This is a genomic window from Variovorax sp. 350MFTsu5.1, from assembly GCF_048302515.1.
Taxonomy (GTDB): Bacteria; Pseudomonadota; Gammaproteobacteria; order Burkholderiales; family Burkholderiaceae_C; genus Variovorax; species Variovorax guangxiensis.
In genome coordinates this window covers 6,656,028-6,672,685 of the sequence record NZ_CP157620.1, presented here as the reverse complement: position 1 = coordinate 6,672,685, position 16,658 = coordinate 6,656,028, and the positions used below count along the sequence as shown (strand labels likewise).

The window sequence follows — 16,658 nt, the reverse complement described above, 5'->3', positions numbered from 1 at the left end:
AATGAACGACACGGCGTCTTCCCCTTCACGTCTGCTCAAAATCACCGCTGTGACGGCGCGCTGGCTGCTGGGTCTGTTGATCGCTGCATGGCTTCTGCTGGCGCTGTCGGTCGTTGTCCTACACGCGTGGATTGTGCCGCGAATCGGCGATTTCCGAGACGCGCTGGAGGCGCAGGCTAGCAAGGCCATCGGCGTGCCGGTGCGCATCGGATCGATCACCGCCCGCTCCGAAGGGCTTTTCCCAGCCTTCGAACTGCGCGACGTGGTGCTGCAGGATTCCGACAACCGCGAGGCCCTTCGCCTCGCGCGCGTGGTGGCCAGCGTGTCGCCGCGCTCGCTCTGGCGGCTCAACTTCGAGCAGCTCTACATCGAGCGCCCGCAGCTCGATGTGCGCCGCGACTCTCAGGGAAAACTCCATGTGGCTGGTTTGCACATGGCCACCGATACGACCGGAGAAACCCGGGGTGCCGACTGGTTTTTCGCGCAGCGCGAGCTGGTCATCGAAGGCGGCACCGTGCGCTGGACCGACGAGCAGCGCCAGGCCGAGCCCCTGCTGCTGACCGACGTGCGCTTCGTCGCGCGCAACAGCGCCCGGCGCCACGGCCTGCGCCTGGACGCCACGCCGCCTGCCGGCTGGGGCGAGCGCTTCACGCTGCGCGGCCAGTTCCGCCAGCCTCTTCTGTCCATCCGCAGCGGCCACTGGCAGACCTGGGACGGCCAGATCTATGTCGACCTGCCCTACATCGACGTCACCCGGCTCGGCCAGTACGTCTCGCTCGACGCGCGCATCCGCGAAGGCAACGGCGCGCTGCGACTGTGGGCCGACGTGGACGACGGCCAGGTCGTCGGCGGCGCGGCCGACCTCGGGCTCGACAAGGTCGACGTCTCGCTCGACAAGGGCCTGCAGCCGCTGGTGCTGCGCGCCGTCACCGGCCGACTCTCGGGCCAGCTCACCGAGGAGACGCTGGAGTTCGCCACCACCGCGCTGCAGTTCGACACCACCGACGGCCTGCGCTGGCCCGGCGGCAACCTCTGGCTGCAGCACACGCCCGCCAGGGGCCGCACCCCCGAGCACGGCGCGCTGCGCGCCGACCGGCTCGACCTGGCCGCGCTCGCCCTCATCGCCGACCGGCTGCCGCTGGGCGACGCCACGCACCGCCTGCTCGACAGCTACGGGCCGCGCGGCCTGGTCGAGCACGTCGACCTGAACTGGCAGGGCTCGCTGGGCGCGCCCACCCGCTACCAGGCCAAGGGCCGGGTCAGCGGGCTGCGCATCGCTTCCCAGCCGGCGGCGGCCGATGCAGCGACGCCCGCTGCAACAACGGCAACGACGACCGCCGCCACCACCACCACGGCACCGCACAGGATCCACACCGGCACCCCCGGCCTCAGCGGCGCCACCGTCGACTTCGACGCCACCCACACCGGCGGCACCGCCACGCTCGCCATTGCGAAGGGCACGCTCGAATTCCCCGGCGTGTTCGAGGAGCCGGTCATTCCCGTCGATCGTCTCTCCACGCAGCTGCAATGGAAGCTCGACAACGGCAATGGCAACGCCCAGCTGCAGATGTCCAAGCTCAGCTTCGCCAACGTCGACGCCGAGGGCGAGGCCCAGGCCAGCTGGCGTACCAGCGATCCGGCCACCTCGAGCAGCAAGTCGCGCTTTCCGGGCGTGCTCGACCTGCAGGGCAAGCTCACGCGCGCCGACGGCACGCGCGTGTTCCGCTACCTGCCGATGGACATTCCCCAGCACACGCGCGACTACGTGCGCGAGGCCGTCACCAAGGGCGTCGCGAGCAGCGTCGACTTCCGCGTGCGCGGCGACCTGCACGACATGCCGTTCAAGGACCCGAAGCAGGGCGACTTCCGCATCGTCGCCAAGGTGTCGGACGTCAACTACGCCTACGCGCCGCCCTCCATCACCAACGCAGCGCCTTCGCGCAACGGCACGCCCCCTCGCGTCTGGCCTGCGCTCACGGGCCTGTCGGGCGAGCTGGTGTTCGAGCGCGACAGCATGCTGGTGCGCAACGCGCGCGGCCGCCTGGCCGGCACCAACGGCGTCGAGGTGACCAAGGGCGAGGCGCTGATTCCGGAGCTGTCGCACCACGCGCAGGTGCTTCGCGTCGACGTGCAGGCCAAGGGCCCGCTGGGCGAGGTGCTGCGCGCGGGCGCGCCGCTGGCCGGCCTCGAGCCGGGCGGCGTGGGCGAAATCATGCAGGCCGCGCGCGCCACCGGCTCGGCCGACTACAAGCTGCACCTGGAGCTGCCGCTGGAGGCCATGGACAACGCCAGGGTGCAGGCCAGCGTGGCGCTGGCCGACAACGAGCTGCAAGTGGTGCCCGAGGCACCGTCGTTCACGCAGACGAAGGGCACGGTCAGCTTCACCGAGACCGGCTTCTCGCTGGCCGGCGTGCAGGCCAGGCTGCTGGGCGGAGACATCCGCGTCGAAGGCCGCGGCCGCTTCAGCGGCCCCAATCGCGAGGTCGCGCTGAAGGCCCAGGGCACGGCCACCGCCGACGGCCTGCGCGGCGCGCGCGAGGTCGACTGGCTCGCGCGCCTGGCGAAGAAGGCGACCGGCAGCACGCCCTACGCCGCCACCTTCTCGGTGCGCGACGGCGCGCCCGAGTTCTCCCTCACCAGCAGCCTGCAGGGCCTGGCGCTGCAGCTGCCGCCGCCGCTGGTGAAGACGGCCGAGGAACAGATGCCGCTGCGCATCGAGAAGAAGGTGCTCGCGCGCGAGACCACGAAGCACGGCGCGACGGTGGCCACGCAGGACCAGCTCTCGCTGGATCTCGGCCGTGTCGGCGCCATCCAGTACGTACGCGACCTCGTGGGCAGCGAGGCACGCGTGCTGCGCGGCAGCATCGGCGTGGGGCTGGCGCAGGGCGAGACGGCAAGCCTGCCCGACAAGGGTGTGTTCGCCAACGTCAACGTCGCCAAGCTCGACATGGCGGCCTGGCAGGCCCTGCTGGGCGAGGCCACCGGCACGAGCGCGGATGCCCCCGAGCGCCCCGACGATCCGTCGATGGCCTACCTGCCCACGCGCATCGCGGTGCGCGCGCAGCAGCTGGGCATCGCGGGCCGCACGCTGCACAACGTGGTGCTCGGCGGCACGCGCGAGGGCAGCGTCTGGCGCGCCAACGTCGACGCCACCGAACTCAGCGGCTATGCCGAGTACCGCCATGCGCAGGCCGGGCGCCTCTACGCGCGGCTCGCGCGGCTGAAGATCGCGCCCTCCGAGGCCACGCAGGTCGAGACCCTGCTCGACGAGCAGCCCGGCAACCTGCCGGCGCTGGACATCGTCATCGACGACTTCGAGCTGCTGGGCAAGCGCCTGGGCCGCGCCGAGATCGACGCGGTCAACCGCGGCGGCGCGGGCCGCGAATGGCTGCTCAACAAGCTGACCTTCACCATGCCCGAGGCCAGCTTCGCGGCCAAGGGCACCTGGGCCGCGGTGCCCGGCGCGCCGGCCGGCCAGCGCCGCACCGCCATGACCTTCAGGCTCGACGTCGCCGATGCCGGCGAGCTGCTCACGCGCTTCGGCATGCCGGGCGTGCTGCGGCGCGGGCGCGGGCGGATGGAGGGCGACGTCAACTGGCGCGGCTCGCCCTTCTCGCTCGACTACCCGAGCCTGGGCGGGCAGTTGCAGGTCGACGTGGAGCAGGGCCAGTTCCTCAAGGCCGACCCCGGCCTGGCCAAGCTGCTGGGCGTGCTGAGCCTGCAGGCGCTGCCGCGCCGGCTCACGCTCGATTTCCGCGACGTGTTCAGCGAAGGCTTCGCCTTCGACTTCATCCGCGGCGACGCGAAGATCAGCAAGGGCATCGCCAGCACCAACAACCTGCAGATGAAGGGCGTCAACGCCGCCGCGCTGATGGACGGCTCGGCCGACATCGTGCGCGAGACGCAGAACCTGCGCGTGGTGGTGGTGCCCGAGATCAACGCCGGCACCGCGGCGCTGGTGGCCACCGCCATCAACCCTGCCATCGGCCTGGGCACCTTTCTTGCGCAGTGGGTGCTGAGCAAGCCGCTCGCGGCCGCGGCCACGCAGGAGTTCCACATCGAGGGCACCTGGACCGACCCCAAAATAGCGAAGGTGCCGCGCACGCTGCAGCTGCTGCCGCAGAGCATTCCCGGCGCGCCCGGCCTGCCGCCCGCCTCGCAGACCGCGGACGACGGCAAGAAAACGGAGAACAAGCAATGAAAGTCGCAGCCATCCAGATGGTGTCGGCCATCGCCCGCGAAGCCAACCTCGCGCGCGCCCACGACCTGCTCGCGCAGGCCGCCACGGCCGGTGCCGAGCTCGCGGTGCTGCCCGAGTACTTCTGCATGATGGGCGCGCGCGACACCGACAAGCTGGGCCTGCGCGAAACCGCCGGCGCGGGCATGGTGCAGGGCTTTCTGGCCGATGCGGCGCGCGAGTTCGGACTGTGGATCGTCGGCGGCACGCTGCCCATCGAGAGCACCGATGCCGAGCACGTGTTCAACAGCTCGCTGGCCTTTTCGCCCGATGGCCGCTGCGTGGCGCGCTACGACAAGATCCATCTCTTCTTCTTCGACAACGGCACCGAGCGCTACGACGAGCGCCGCGTCATCGCGCCCGGTGCGAAGCCGGTGGTGTTCGAGCTGCCCTCGCGCGACGGCCACCGCTGGCGCGTGGGCATGAGCGTGTGCTACGACCTGCGCTTTCCCGAGCTGTACCGCGCGCTCGCGAAGCAGGGCGCCGACCTGCTGCTGGTGCCCAGCGCCTTCACCCGCACCACCGGCGCCGCGCACTGGGAGGTGCTGCTGCGCGCCCGCGCCATCGAGAACCTGGCCTGGGTGGTCGCGCCCGCGCAGGGCGGCACGCACGAGAACGGCCGCCAGACCTGGGGCCAGTCGCTGATCGTCGACCCCTGGGGCACGGTGGTGGCGCAGCAGGCCACCGAAGAAGGCGTGGTGCTGTTCGACATCGACGCCGCGAAGGTGCAGAGCACGCGCACTCAACTGCCCGTGCTCTCGCACAGCGTGATCTAGGAATGACCCCCAGGCTTGCCCACTTCGTGTGGCCGCCAACCCCCTTCCAGGGGGCAACACCTGCGGCCCGGCAAAGCCTGTTCCGCGGTGTTCCTGGAACAAGCCACGTGCCTTGCGTGCGGCGGTGTTGCCGGTATGTCTGATGCGCTGCTGACCGTTGCACCGCAGCGATGGGCGCTGCTGGCCTATGCGCGGCTGCGCTCGCTGTGGCAGCGCTGGTTCCTGTGGCTGCTGCTGGCGGTGCTGGTGTCGGTGCTGCTGGTCACGGTGGTGTGGCTCGCGGGCCGGCACGAGGTCGAGCAGGTGCAGGCCGCGCTCGACCGCGACACCGCCGACGCGGTCTCCGACCTTCGCAGCGGCTTCCAGCGCAACGCGCAGAGCCTGCGCGCCACGCAGGCGCCGGGCGCCGATGCCGCGAAGTGGTCGGAGGTGGCCTCGGCATTGCTGCGCGAGCACCGCGAATGGCTGCGGCTCGAATGGCGCGACTCCGCGCTGCGCCCGCTTCAGGCCGTCAATACGCCCTACCGCATGCGCGTGCTCGACGAGGACACGCGCGGCCCCGATCAGTCCGACGTGTCGCTGGCCTGCGCCGCGGCGCGCAAGCTGGGTGCGTCGGCCTATTCGCCCAGCCACTACGTGCCCATCGCGGGCGGTGGCGGCATCGAGGTGATGGAACTGTGCGTGCCGATCGACGCAGGTGGCTATCTGGTGGCGAGCTATTCGCTGCGCGACGCGCTGATCGAGCTGGTCGGCCCCACGCTCACGCGCGGCCAGGAAGTGGCCTTCACCGAGGCCGACGGCACGCGGCTGGTGGCGCTTGGCAGCTCGCGGCGCACCGGCACGCGCGTGTTCACCTCGCAGCAGCTCATCGACCTGCCGGGCACCTCGCTGATGCTGCGCGTGGACGGCTGGCGCGCGGCGCCCGACCTGTTCCCGAACATGCTGACGGCGCTGGTCACGGCGATCTCCATCGCACTGGTGTCGGTGCTGGTGCTGCTGGCGCGCGACACGCGCCGGCGTCTGCGCGCCGAGCGCGACCTGGCCGACGCGCTGGCCTTCCGCAAGGCGATGGAAGACTCGGTCATCACCGGCCTGCGCGCGCGCGACCTGCAGGGCCGCATCACCTACGTCAACCCGGCCTTCTGCGAGATGGTGGGCTTCAGCCCCGAGGAACTCATGGCGGACAACGCGGAGGCGCCCTACTGGCCCACCGAGCTGGCCCACGAGTACCAGCAGCGGCAGGCGCGCCGGCTCGCGGGCGGCATGCCGCCGCGCGAGGGCTTCGAATCGGTCTTCATGCGCAAGGACGGCACGCGCTTTCCGGTGCTGATCTTCGAGGCGCCGCTGATCAACGCGCACAAGGTGCAGACCGGCTGGATGAGCGCGTTCATCGACGTGAGCGAGCAGCGCCGCATCGAGGAGCTCTCGCGCGCCAGCCAGGAGCGGCTGCAGGCCAGCGCACGGCTGGCCACGGTGGGCGAGATGGCCTCGCTGCTGAGCCACGAGCTGACCCAGCCGCTGGCCGCCATTGCCAGCTACGCGAGCGGCTCGCTCAATCTGCTGGGCCCCGACGCCAGGGGCGACCAGGGCGAGGTGGCGATGGCGGTGAAGCGCATCGCCGAGCAGGCCGACCGAGCCGGCCAGGTGATCCGCAGCGTGCACGACTTCGTGCGCCGGCGCGACCGCACGCGCGAGGCCGTGGCGCCGCAGGCGCTGATCGACGCGGTGCTGCCGCTGGTGCGGCTGCAGGCGCGCAAGCTGGGCGTGATCATCGAGGTGGTGCTGGAAGACCGGCTGCCCGCGGCCATGTGCGACCGCACCCTGGTCGAGCAGGTGCTGCTGAACCTCGCGCGCAACGCGATGCAGGCCATGGACAGCCCCGACAATGTCGGCAGCCGCGTGCTGCGGCTGCGCGTGGCGCGCGCCACGGCGGTCGGCGGCGCGGTGCAGGAGGACGGCCGGCGCTGGCTGGAGTTCTCGGTGGCCGATCTCGGCAGCGGCATCGGCCAGGACGTGGCCGAGCGGCTCTTCACGCCCTTCTTCACCACGCGCGCCGACGGCATGGGGCTCGGCCTGAGCCTGTGCCGCACGGTGGTCGAGCAGCACGGCGGGGCGCTCGTGTACGAGCCCAACAAGCCGCGCGGCACCGTGTTCCGGTTCACGCTGCCGAGTACATGATCACCCCCAGGCTTCGCGTACTTCGTGTCGCTACGCCAACCCCCTGCAGGGGGGCGGCGCCAGCGGCCCGGCAAAGCCGGTTCCGCGGCGCCCCGTAAAGGGCACGCGTTTGATTTGGAATTGATATGCAACCGCTGATCGACGGCTTGATCTTCATCGTGGACGACGACGCCAGCGTGCGCGAGGCGCTGGCCTGGCTGCTGCGCTCGCGGCGGCTGGCCAGCGAGCACTTCGCGAGCGCGGAGGCGTTCGAGCAGTTTCTCGACCAGGGCCCGCTGCCGCAGCAGCCGCTGTGCCTGCTGCTGGACGTGCGCATGCCCGGCACCAGCGGGCTGGTGCTGTTCGACCGCATCGTGGAGCGCGGCCTGCTGCCGGCGATGCCGGTGATCTTTCTCACGGGCCACGCCGATGTGCCCACGGCCGTCGACGCGGTCAAGCGCGGCGCCTTCGATTTCTGCGAGAAGCCTTTTTCGGACAACGCGCTGGTCGACCGCATCGAGCACGCGCTGAACGCGTCGCTGCAGGCGCTGGAAGTGCAGCGCGCGCGCCGCGGCCTTGCCGAGCGCGTCAGCGAGCTGACCGAGCGCGAGCGCGACGTGATGCGGCTGGTGATCGAGGGCCTGCCCAACAAGCTCATCGCCGACCAGCTCGCGATCAGCGTGCGCACGGTGGAGGTCCACCGCGCGCGCGTGTTCGAAAAGATGGAAGTGAAGTCGGCCGTCGAACTGGCCAACCGTCTACGAGAACTCTAGCGCCGGATTCTTCGCGGAACACCGCGGAACCGGCTTCGCCGGGCCGCTGGTGTTGCCCCCTGCAAGGGGGTTGGCGCAGCGACACGAAGTGCGCGAAGCCTGGGGGTTAGCCCTTTTCCGCGACGAAGATTTCCACGCGGCGGTTCTGCGCGCGGCCGGCTGCCGTGCCGTTGTCCGCCAGCGGTTCGCGCGAGCCGCGGCCGTCGGTGGTGATGACGGTGGTCGAGACGCCGCGGCTCACGAGGTGGTTGCGCACGCTGTCGGCGCGGCTCACCGAGAGGCGCTCGTTGCCTTCCTCGCTGCCGGTGCTGTCGGTGTGGCCGACCACGCGCACGCTGGCGGCGGTGGCGCTCTTCAGGCCTTCGGCGACCTTGTCGAGCACCTGCGCCAGGTTGCGCTTGACGTTGGCGCGGCCTGTGTCGAACGACAGCTCGTTCGGGATCACCAGGTGAAGCTGGTTGTCGGCGGTCTGCTCGATCACGACGCCCGTGCCCTTGGTGGAGGTCTCGAGGTCTGTCTTCAGGGCGGCCAGGCGGGCTGTCCAGCTGTTGGCCGGTGCGGCCGCAGCGGCTGCGGGCGCGGGGGCCGGCGGCGGCGCCGACTGCGATGCGCAGCCCGCGATGAACAGCAACGCGGCGGCGGCCGCGCCAGAAACAACAAACTTCCTCATGAGATTCCCTCTTAATGGACCAATGGAACGGTGATGGCGGGAACCGGCCTTTCAGCGCGGCCGGTTTCCCTTCGTGTGCTGGAGATCGTCAGCCTCGCGGCGCGCGCTCGCCCACGTAGATTTCGACGCGGCGGTTCTGTGCCCTGCCGGCGTCGCTGTTGTTGTCGGCGATCGGTTCGTGCGAACCGCGGCCTTCGATGCGGAAGATCGCAGCGTTCACGCCGCGCGCCACGAGGTAGTCGCGGGTGCTGGCGGCGCGTTCGACCGACAGCGGGTTGTTGATGGCGTCCGAGCCGGTGCTGTCGGTGTGGCCGATGATGCGCACCTCGGCGTTCGGGTTGCCGCGCAGGCCGCTGGCGAACTGGTCGAGCACCGGCGCGAAATTTGGCTTGATGTTGGCGCGGCCCACGTCGAAGGACACGTCGCTCGGGATCTGCAGCTTCAGCTCGTTGTTTTGCGTCTGCGTCACGGCCACGCCGGTGCCCTGGGTGGCGGCCTCCATCTGGCGTTTCTGGTTTTCCATGCGCTGCGACCACAGGTAGCCGCCCAGCGCGCCGGCTGCCGCGCCGACCACCGCACCGGTGCCGATGGCGCCGCGGTTGCCGCCAGTGGCCGAGCCGATCGCGGCGCCGCCAAGCGCACCGATGCCGGCACCGATGCCGGTGTTGCGCTGCGTGTCGGTCATGCCGCCCGCGCAGCCGGACAGGACGAGCGCGGCGGCGGTGGTGGCGAGTACGAACTTTTTCATGGCGTTCCCTTTCAAGGTTGATCAGGCGGCACAGCTTAGCCTTCGGGGAGTGCGTGATGGTACGGGCTCAAAGCCCTACGGAAAATAAGAAAAGTTTCGTCATCGCGCATGAATGCTGCGATGATTGCTACCAAAGTAATAGCAATGGAGTGGTTGTCCGACAGTGCGCAGCGGCAGGGGACTGCACGAGCAATTCACGCTTCGGGCGGGCGCTTCCCTTCTTCGGTAACGCGGCCGGCTTCGGGCTCGTCGCCGTCGTCGTGCAATTCACCCTTGTTGCGCCCGGAAAACATGGTCCACCAGATGATCAGGATGAACACGAGTCCCGCGGCGAGGGCTTCAAGCAGAATCAAACCCATGAGAAATGGACTCCAGTGGCTGGTCGGGCTTGTGATCGTAGCAACGCTCGCCGCCTGTTCCACCGGCCCGCGCACCCCCGAGCCGCCTATCCGCCCCCCTGTCAGCCAGCCGCGCGACCTCGGTCCGCTCACAGGCTCGCTCGCGCACCCCAAGAGCCGGTGGGTGCCTGTCGGCTGGGGCGAGCTGCCCGGCTTCGGCGAAGACCCGCTGCACGAGGCGTGGATCGCGCTGCTGGCGAACTGCTCGCGCCCCAACGCCGCCTTCGCGCCGCTGTGCCGCGACGTGCGCCAGCTCGCCATCGCCACCCCCGAAGAGCAGCGCCAGTGGATGACCGAGCGGCTGCAGCCCTATCGCGTGGAAGCGCTCAATGGCCAGATCGAGGGCAAGCTCACCAGCTACTACGAGCCGGTGTACGAGGCCTCGCGCGTGCCCACTGCCACCTTCAACGTGCCGATCTACCAGGCGCCCGACGGCCTCGTGCCGCGCCGCCCCTGGTACACGCGCCAGGAGATCGAGACCCTGCCCGAGGCACAGGCCGCGCTGCGCGGGCGCGAGATCGCCTGGATGGCCGACCCGATCGACGCGCTGATGCTGCACATCCAGGGCTCCGGCCGGCTGCGCATCACCGAGGCCAACGGCTGGCAGCACACCGTGCGCATGGCCTTCTCGGCCACCAACGAGCAGCCCTACCGCAGCGTGCAGCAGTGGCTCGTCAGCCAGGGCGTGACCAAGGTCGGCAAGTGGCCCGACGACACCAAGGCCTGGGCCGCGCAGAACCCGCAGCGCGTGGCGCAGATGATGTGGAGCAACCCGCGCTACGTGTTCTTCCGCGAGGAAACGATGAGCGAGGTCGATGCCGCATTCGGCCCGCGCGGTGCGCAGGGCGTGCCGCTCACGGCCGGCCGCTCCATCGCGGTGGACCGCGAGAGCATTCCCTACGGCACGCCGGTGTGGCTGGCCTCCAGCGGACCGGCGGCGCAGCTGCAGAAGCTGGTGGTGGCGCAGGACACCGGCAGCGCCATCCTCGGCGCGGTGCGCGCCGACTACTTCGCGGGCACCGGCGCCGAGGCCGGCCGCTTCGCGGCGAGCATGAACCAGCCGCTGCGGCTGTGGGCGCTGTGGCCGCGGCAGTTGCCCGCGCCCTGAATCGCCAGGAGGGCAAATCCGGACCAGGTTTCGATGAAGGGTTTCTGAAAAGACCTGATTTAACCTGACTGGAGGCTGATCAATTCACGGAGTCGTCATACGAAGTGCCTAACTTCGCGGGCTGGTTTTTCCCCAACCCACGAAGAAAGACATTGCGCATGACCGCAAACACCCGCTCCGACGATCGCCCGGTCGAAATCGAAGACATCGGCACCAACACCACGTCGAACCCCTCCTTCACCGACCTGATCGCCTCGCGCCTGAGCCGTCGCCACCTGTTCGGCCTGGGCGTCGGCACCGCCGGCACCGCGCTGCTCCAGGCATGCGGTGGCGGTGGCGGCGGCGGTACTGCCTTCCCCGTCCTTCCTCCGGCTCCGGCGCCTGCCCCGGCGCCCGCGCCCACTCCGGCGCCCAGCCCCGCGCCGATGAAGCTCGGCTTCAATGCCGTTGCCAAGAGCCTCGCCGACGTCGTGACCGTGCCCGCCGGCTACACCGCCAGCGTGCTGTACCGCCTGGGCGACCCGATCGCCACGAGCGTGGCCGCCTACAGGAACGACGGCACCGACGCAGCCGACACTTACGACCGCCGCGCGGGCGACCACCACGACGGCATGACCTACTTCGGCATGAACGCGTCGAACAAGTGGGACGCCACCGGCGCATCGCGCGGCCTGCTCGTGATGAACCACGAAGCCATCACGCCGCTGTTCCTGCATCCCACCGGCCAGACCATCGTCAGCGGCGCGCGCACCGTGGCCGACGAAGTGCTGCGCGAGTTCTACCTGCACGGCGTGAGCGTGATCGAGGTCAACAAGAGAGGCAGCACGTGGAGCTACAAGCAGGACTCGACCTTGAACCGCCGCGTCCATACGCTCACCGAGATGAGCTTCTCGGGCCCCGCCGCCAAGACCGACTACCTGAAGACCAAGTACTCGACCGACGGCAGCAAGACCCGCGGCACGCTCAACAACTGCGCCAACGGCACCACGCCGTGGGGAACGTACCTCACCTGCGAGGAGAACTGGGCCGGCTACTTCCGCCGCATCGCCGCCAATGACGATGCCAACCGCACCGCCAAGGAACTGGCTTCCTTCAGCCGCTACGGCGTGGCCAGCACCGGCCGCGAACTCTGGGCCACCGTCACGCCCGACACCGCCGACAACCTGTACGGCCGCTGGAACACCGAAGTCGTCGCCACGAGCGGCACCGCCGTCGACGACTACCGCAACGGCGCCAACACCTACGGCTGGGTGGTCGAGATCGACCCGTTCAACCCGTCGAGCACCCCGAAGAAGCGCACCGCGCTCGGCCGCTTCGGCCACGAAGGTGCGTGCCTGGGCCCGGTCGTGGTCGGCAAGCCGCTGGTCTGGTACATGGGCGACGACTCGCGCAACGAGTACATCTACAAGTTCGTGTCGACCAAGAACTGGGACGCGGCCGACATCGGTGGCGGCATGGCCGCTGGCGACAAGTACATGGACGACGGCAAGCTCTACGTCGCCAAGTTCAAGGCCGACGGCACGGGCGACTGGCTCGAGCTGAAGCTCGGCGTCAACAACATCACCGCGAGCTATTCCGCCTATGCGTTCGCCGACGCGGCCGACGTGGTGGTCAATGCGCGCCACGCCGCCGATGCCGCCGGCGCTACCAAGATGGACCGCCCCGAGTGGACGGCCGTCAACCCGAAGACCGGCGAGGTCTACGTCACGCTGACCAACACCAACTCGAGCTCGCGTCCGATCGGCAAGACCGACGCCGCCAACCCGCGCTTCTACAACGACAAGACGACCGCCGGCAAGGACCAGAAGGGCAACCCGAACGGCCACATCGTGCGCTTTGCCGACACCAATGGCGATCCGACCTCCGTCACCTTCAAATGGGACGTGTACCTCTTCGGCGCGCGTTCCACCGCGTCGGCCGATGTCAACCTCTCGCAGTTGGGAGCCGACAACGACTTCTCCAGCCCCGACGGCATGTGGTTCAGCCAGGCCGCTCCCGGCCTGCTGTGGCTGGAGACCGACGACGGCGCGTACACCGACGTGACCAACTGCATGCTGCTGGCCGCCCTGCCGGGCAAGGTCGGCGACGGCGGCGCGAAGACCATCACCAACGTCGACGGTTCCACCACCGCAACTCAGGCTACCTTCATCGGCAAGGCCCCCGGCACCGATGGCCTGCGCCGCTTCCTCGTCGGTCCCATCGACTGCGAGATCACCGGCATCGCCGAATCCGGCGACGGCCGCGCGCTGTTCGTGAACATCCAGCACCCGGGTGAGAACACGGCCAGCACGAACATCTCGGATCCGACGAAGTTCCTCAGCCACTGGCCCGATGGCGGCAACGCCCGCCCGCGCTCGGCGACCATCGTCATCACGAAGAACGACGGCGGCCTGATCGGCCTCTGATCGGCGCAACAACCTGCCTCTTCCGGGAGACACCGCGGAACCGGCTTCGTCGGGCCGCAGGTGTCGCCTCCGGCGAGGGGGTGGCGTAGCGACACGACGTGCGCGAAGCCCCGCGGGAGTGCCTACTCCCTCGGCAACGGCAGCGCCGTCTTGTATCTCACCTGCTTCAGCGCAAAGCTGGAGCGGATCTTCTCGATCCCCGGAATCGGCGTGAGCTGCTCCAGGATGAATTTCTCCAGCGCCGCCATATCCGCCACCGCGATGCGGATCAGGTAGTCGCTGTCGCCCGTCATCAGGTAGCACTCCATCACCTCGTCGTGCTCGGCGATGCGTTGCTCGAAGTCGGCGAGCGACTGCTTGCTCTGCGTGGTGAGGCTGATCGAGATGAACACGTTGAGCCCCAGGCCCAGCGCCTTGGCGCTGGCGAGGGCGACGTAACGGTCGATCACGCCGTTGGCCTCGAGCACCTTCACGCGAGACAGGCAGGGCGACGGCGAGAGGTGCACGCGCCGCGCGAGCTCCACGTTCGACAGCGCGCCGTCGCGCTGAAGCTCGTCGAGGATGCGCAGGTCGATGGCGTCGAGTTGCATGAAATGCCGTGTAGAGATGGTTTTGCGGAATTTTATGCTGCGACGCGTTCATGGGCTTGGCGCTGCCGGTAGCTAATTTTCCTCACGGCGGCCTAAAGTGCCGTCATGAACGCCCCGATTTCGCCCGACCAGATGCGCGCCCTGCTGCTGGATGAAACGCAGCTCTCGCACGACCCCGACCCCGCCGAGACCGCCGAGTGGCGCGATGCCTTCGTGGCGCTGGCGCAGACGCAGGGGCCGCAGCGCGCCAGGCAGATGCTGGCCGAACTGGCCCGCCTCGCGCGGCAGCAACGCATCGGCTGGCAGCCCGAGCTGGCGACGCCATACGTCAACACCATCGCGGTGGAAGACCAGCCGCCGTTCCCGGGCGACCTTGCCATCGAAGAGAAGCTCGCCTCGCTGATGCGCTGGAACGCGCTCGCGATGGTGGCCAAGGCCAACCAGGCGTATGGCGAACTCGGCGGCCACATCGCCAGCTACGCGAGCGCGGCCGACCTGTTCGAGACCGGCTTCAACCATTTCTTCCATGCGCGCAGCGAGCGCCACCGCGGCGACCTCGTGTTCTTCCAGCCGCACAGCGCACCGGGCGTGTACGCCCGCGCGTACCTCGAAGGCCGCCTGAGCGAGGAAGACCTGAAGCACTACCGCCAGGAACTCACCGCGCCCGCCTTCACCGACGGCAGCGGCGCGCGCGGCCTGTGCAGCTACCCGCATCCGTACCTGATGCCGGACTTCTGGCAGTTCCCGACCGGCTCGATGGGCATCGGCCCCATCAGCTCGATCTACCACGCGCGCTTCATGCGCTACCTCACGCACCGCAACCTGCTGAACTGCGAAGGCCGCAAGGTGTGGGGCGTGTTCGGCGACGGCGAGATGGACGAGCCCGAATCGATGAGCGCGCTGACGCTGGCCGCGCGCGAGAAGCTCGACAACCTCGTGTGGGTGGTCAACTGCAACCTGCAGCGCCTCGACGGCCCGGTGCGCGGCAACGGCCGCATCATCGACGAGCTCGAGAAGCTCTTCGCCGGCGCGGGCTGGAACGTCATCAAGCTCGTGTGGGGCAGCGACTGGGACGGCCTCTTCGCACAGGACGCGAGCGGCGCGCTGGCGCGCGTCTTCGCCAACACCGTCGACGGCCAGATGCAGACCTTCGCGGCCAAGGACGGCCGCTTCAACCGCGACAACTTCTTCGGCCAGAACCCCGAGCTCGCGCGCCTGGCCGAAGGCATGACCGATGAGCAGATCGACCGCCTCAAGCGCGGCGGCCACGACCTCGTGAAGATCCACGCCGCCTATGCCGCAGCCGCGGCGCATCGCGGCCAGCCCACCGTGATCCTCGCCCACACCAAGAAGGGCTACGGCATGGGCAGCGCCGCGCAGGGCAAGATGACCACGCACTCGCACAAGAAGATGGGCGACGTGGACCTCATCGAGTTCCGCGACCGCTTCAACCTCCCGCTGACCGACGCGCAAGCCACCGCGATGGACTTCTACCGACCGGCCGAGGACAGCGCCGAGATGCGCTACCTGCGCCAGCACCGCGAGGCCCTCGGCGGCGCCATGCCGCGCCGCGAGACCGCCTGCGAGGTGGTGGCCAAGCCCGACATCGCGAGCTACGCACAGTTCGCCACCGTCGCCGCCGGCAAGGAGATGAGCACCACCATGGCATTCGTGCGCATGCTGGGCAACCTCATGAAGGACAAGGCCCTGGGTCCGCGCATCGTGCCCATCGTGGCCGACGAGGCGCGCACCTTCGGCATGGCCAACCTGTTCAAGCAGGTCGGCATCTATTCGAGCGTGGGCCAGCGCTACGCGCCGGAAGACATCGGCTCGGTGCTGAGCTACCGCGAGGCCACCGACGGGCAGATCCTGGAAGAGGGCATCAGCGAGGCCGGCGCCATCGCGAGCTGGACGGCCGCCGCCACCAGCTACAGCGTGCACGGCCTGGCGATGCTGCCCTTCTACATCTACTACTCGATGTTCGGCTTCCAGCGGGTGGGCGACGCGATCTGGGCCGCGGCCGACCAGCGTGCGCGCGGCTTCCTGCTGGGCGCCACCTCGGGGCGCACCACGCTCGGCGGCGAGGGCCTGCAGCACCAGGACGGCAGCAGCCACCTCGTGGCCGCGACCATCCCCAACTGCAAGGCCTACGACCCGGCCTTCGCGGGCGAGATGGCGGTGATCGTCGACGCGGGCATCCGCGAAATGATGGTCGAGCAGCAGGACGTGTTCTATTACGTCACGCTCATGAACGAGAACTACGCGCAGCCCGACGTGCCGGCCGGCGCGGAAGGCGACATCCTGCGCGGCTGCTATCGCTTCGGCACCTATGCGCCGGCTTCGGGCAAGGCGAAGAAAAAAGTGACGCTGATGGGCTCGGGCGCGATCCTCACCGAGGTCGTGAAGGCCGCGCAGCTGCTGGCCGAAGAGGGCATCGAGGCCGAGGTGTTCAGCGTGACGAGCTGGAGCGAACTCGCGCGTGACGGGCTGGCCTGCGAGCAGCGTGCGCTGGCTGGCGAGGAAGCCGGCATTCCCTTCATCGCGCAGCAGCTCGGCAAGGGCGGCAAGGCCCCGATCGTCGCCGCCACCGACTACGTGCGCGCCGTGCCCGAGAGCGTGCGCGCCTTCCTGCCCGAAGGCCGCCGCTACATCACGCTGGGCACCGATGGGTTCGGTCGCAGCGACACGCGTGCGGCGCTGCGTGGCTTCTTCGGCGTCGATGCGCAGAGCATCGCGAAGGCCGCGCGTCACGCGCTGAGCTGAATTCCTTCGGGCTCCGCGATGGGGTGGGCCCTG

General features: G+C 69.4%; 11 protein-coding genes. 7 read left to right on the top strand and 4 right to left on the bottom strand.

Annotation, left to right across the window (positions count from 1 at the left end; genetic code table 11):
* Position 1 precedes the first annotated feature (1 nt).
* From ABL843_RS30470 to ABL843_RS30455, 4 genes are all read left to right on the top strand, one after another.
* Positions 2-4,201: a YhdP family protein gene (locus tag ABL843_RS30470; RefSeq protein WP_418118454.1), complete on the top strand. Its 4,200-nt coding sequence runs from the start codon at positions 2-4 to the stop codon at positions 4,199-4,201.
* The gene (locus ABL843_RS30465; RefSeq protein ID WP_126021070.1) at positions 4,198-5,013 is read left to right on the top strand and encodes a carbon-nitrogen hydrolase family protein; all 816 of its coding nucleotides are present in this window, start codon (positions 4,198-4,200) and stop codon (positions 5,011-5,013) included. Before ABL843_RS30470 ends, ABL843_RS30465 begins: the two co-directional genes overlap by 4 nt.
* Positions 5,014-5,148: 135 nt before the next feature.
* Positions 5,149-7,191, top strand: coding sequence for a two-component system sensor histidine kinase NtrB (locus ABL843_RS30460; protein ID WP_418118453.1), 2,043 nt, complete (start codon positions 5,149-5,151; stop codon positions 7,189-7,191).
* A 125-nt stretch (positions 7,192-7,316) separates the two neighbouring features.
* Positions 7,317-7,943 (top strand): response regulator transcription factor, encoded by a 627-nt coding sequence (locus ABL843_RS30455; RefSeq protein ID WP_126021072.1) that lies wholly within the window; start codon positions 7,317-7,319, stop codon positions 7,941-7,943.
* Positions 7,944-8,049: 106 nt separating this feature from the next.
* Here the strand turns inward: ABL843_RS30455 and ABL843_RS30450 are convergent, their stop codons facing one another.
* The 3 genes from ABL843_RS30450 to ABL843_RS30440 form a co-directional block, all read right to left on the bottom strand.
* Entirely contained in the window at positions 8,050-8,613 is a 564-nt protein-coding gene (locus ABL843_RS30450; RefSeq protein ID WP_184639379.1) for an OmpA family protein, read from the bottom strand.
* 88 nt (positions 8,614-8,701) lie between these two features.
* Positions 8,702-9,361 carry an OmpA family protein gene (locus ABL843_RS30445; protein WP_126021074.1) on the bottom strand — a complete coding sequence of 220 codons (660 nt, stop codon included), beginning with the start codon at positions 9,359-9,361 and terminating at the stop codon, positions 8,702-8,704.
* A gap of 194 nt (positions 9,362-9,555) precedes the next feature.
* Positions 9,556-9,720 carry a hypothetical protein gene (locus tag ABL843_RS30440; RefSeq protein ID WP_165909574.1) on the bottom strand — a complete coding sequence of 55 codons (165 nt, stop codon included), beginning with the start codon at positions 9,718-9,720 and terminating at the stop codon, positions 9,556-9,558.
* On the opposite strand from ABL843_RS30440, the gene ABL843_RS30435 reads away from it, so the two are divergent.
* Together ABL843_RS30435 and ABL843_RS30430 are read left to right on the top strand one after the other, a co-directional pair.
* Positions 9,719-10,867: a murein transglycosylase A gene (locus ABL843_RS30435; RefSeq protein WP_126021075.1), complete on the top strand. Its 1,149-nt coding sequence runs from the start codon at positions 9,719-9,721 to the stop codon at positions 10,865-10,867. The genes ABL843_RS30440 and ABL843_RS30435 overlap by 2 nt on opposite strands.
* 158 nt (positions 10,868-11,025) lie before the next feature.
* Positions 11,026-13,272 (top strand): PhoX family protein, encoded by a 2,247-nt coding sequence (locus tag ABL843_RS30430; protein WP_418118452.1) that lies wholly within the window; start codon positions 11,026-11,028, stop codon positions 13,270-13,272.
* Between the two features lie 122 nt (positions 13,273-13,394).
* On the opposite strand, the gene ABL843_RS30425 is transcribed toward ABL843_RS30430, so the two are convergent.
* Positions 13,395-13,862 carry an Lrp/AsnC family transcriptional regulator gene (locus ABL843_RS30425; RefSeq protein ID WP_126021077.1) on the bottom strand — a complete coding sequence of 156 codons (468 nt, stop codon included), beginning with the start codon at positions 13,860-13,862 and terminating at the stop codon, positions 13,395-13,397.
* A gap of 105 nt (positions 13,863-13,967) precedes the next feature.
* On the opposite strand from ABL843_RS30425, the gene mdeB reads away from it, so the two are divergent.
* On the top strand, positions 13,968-16,625 hold the full coding sequence (gene mdeB / locus ABL843_RS30420) for an alpha-ketoglutarate dehydrogenase (protein WP_418118451.1): 2,658 nt from the start codon (positions 13,968-13,970) through the stop codon (positions 16,623-16,625).
* Positions 16,626-16,658 lie beyond the last annotated feature (33 nt).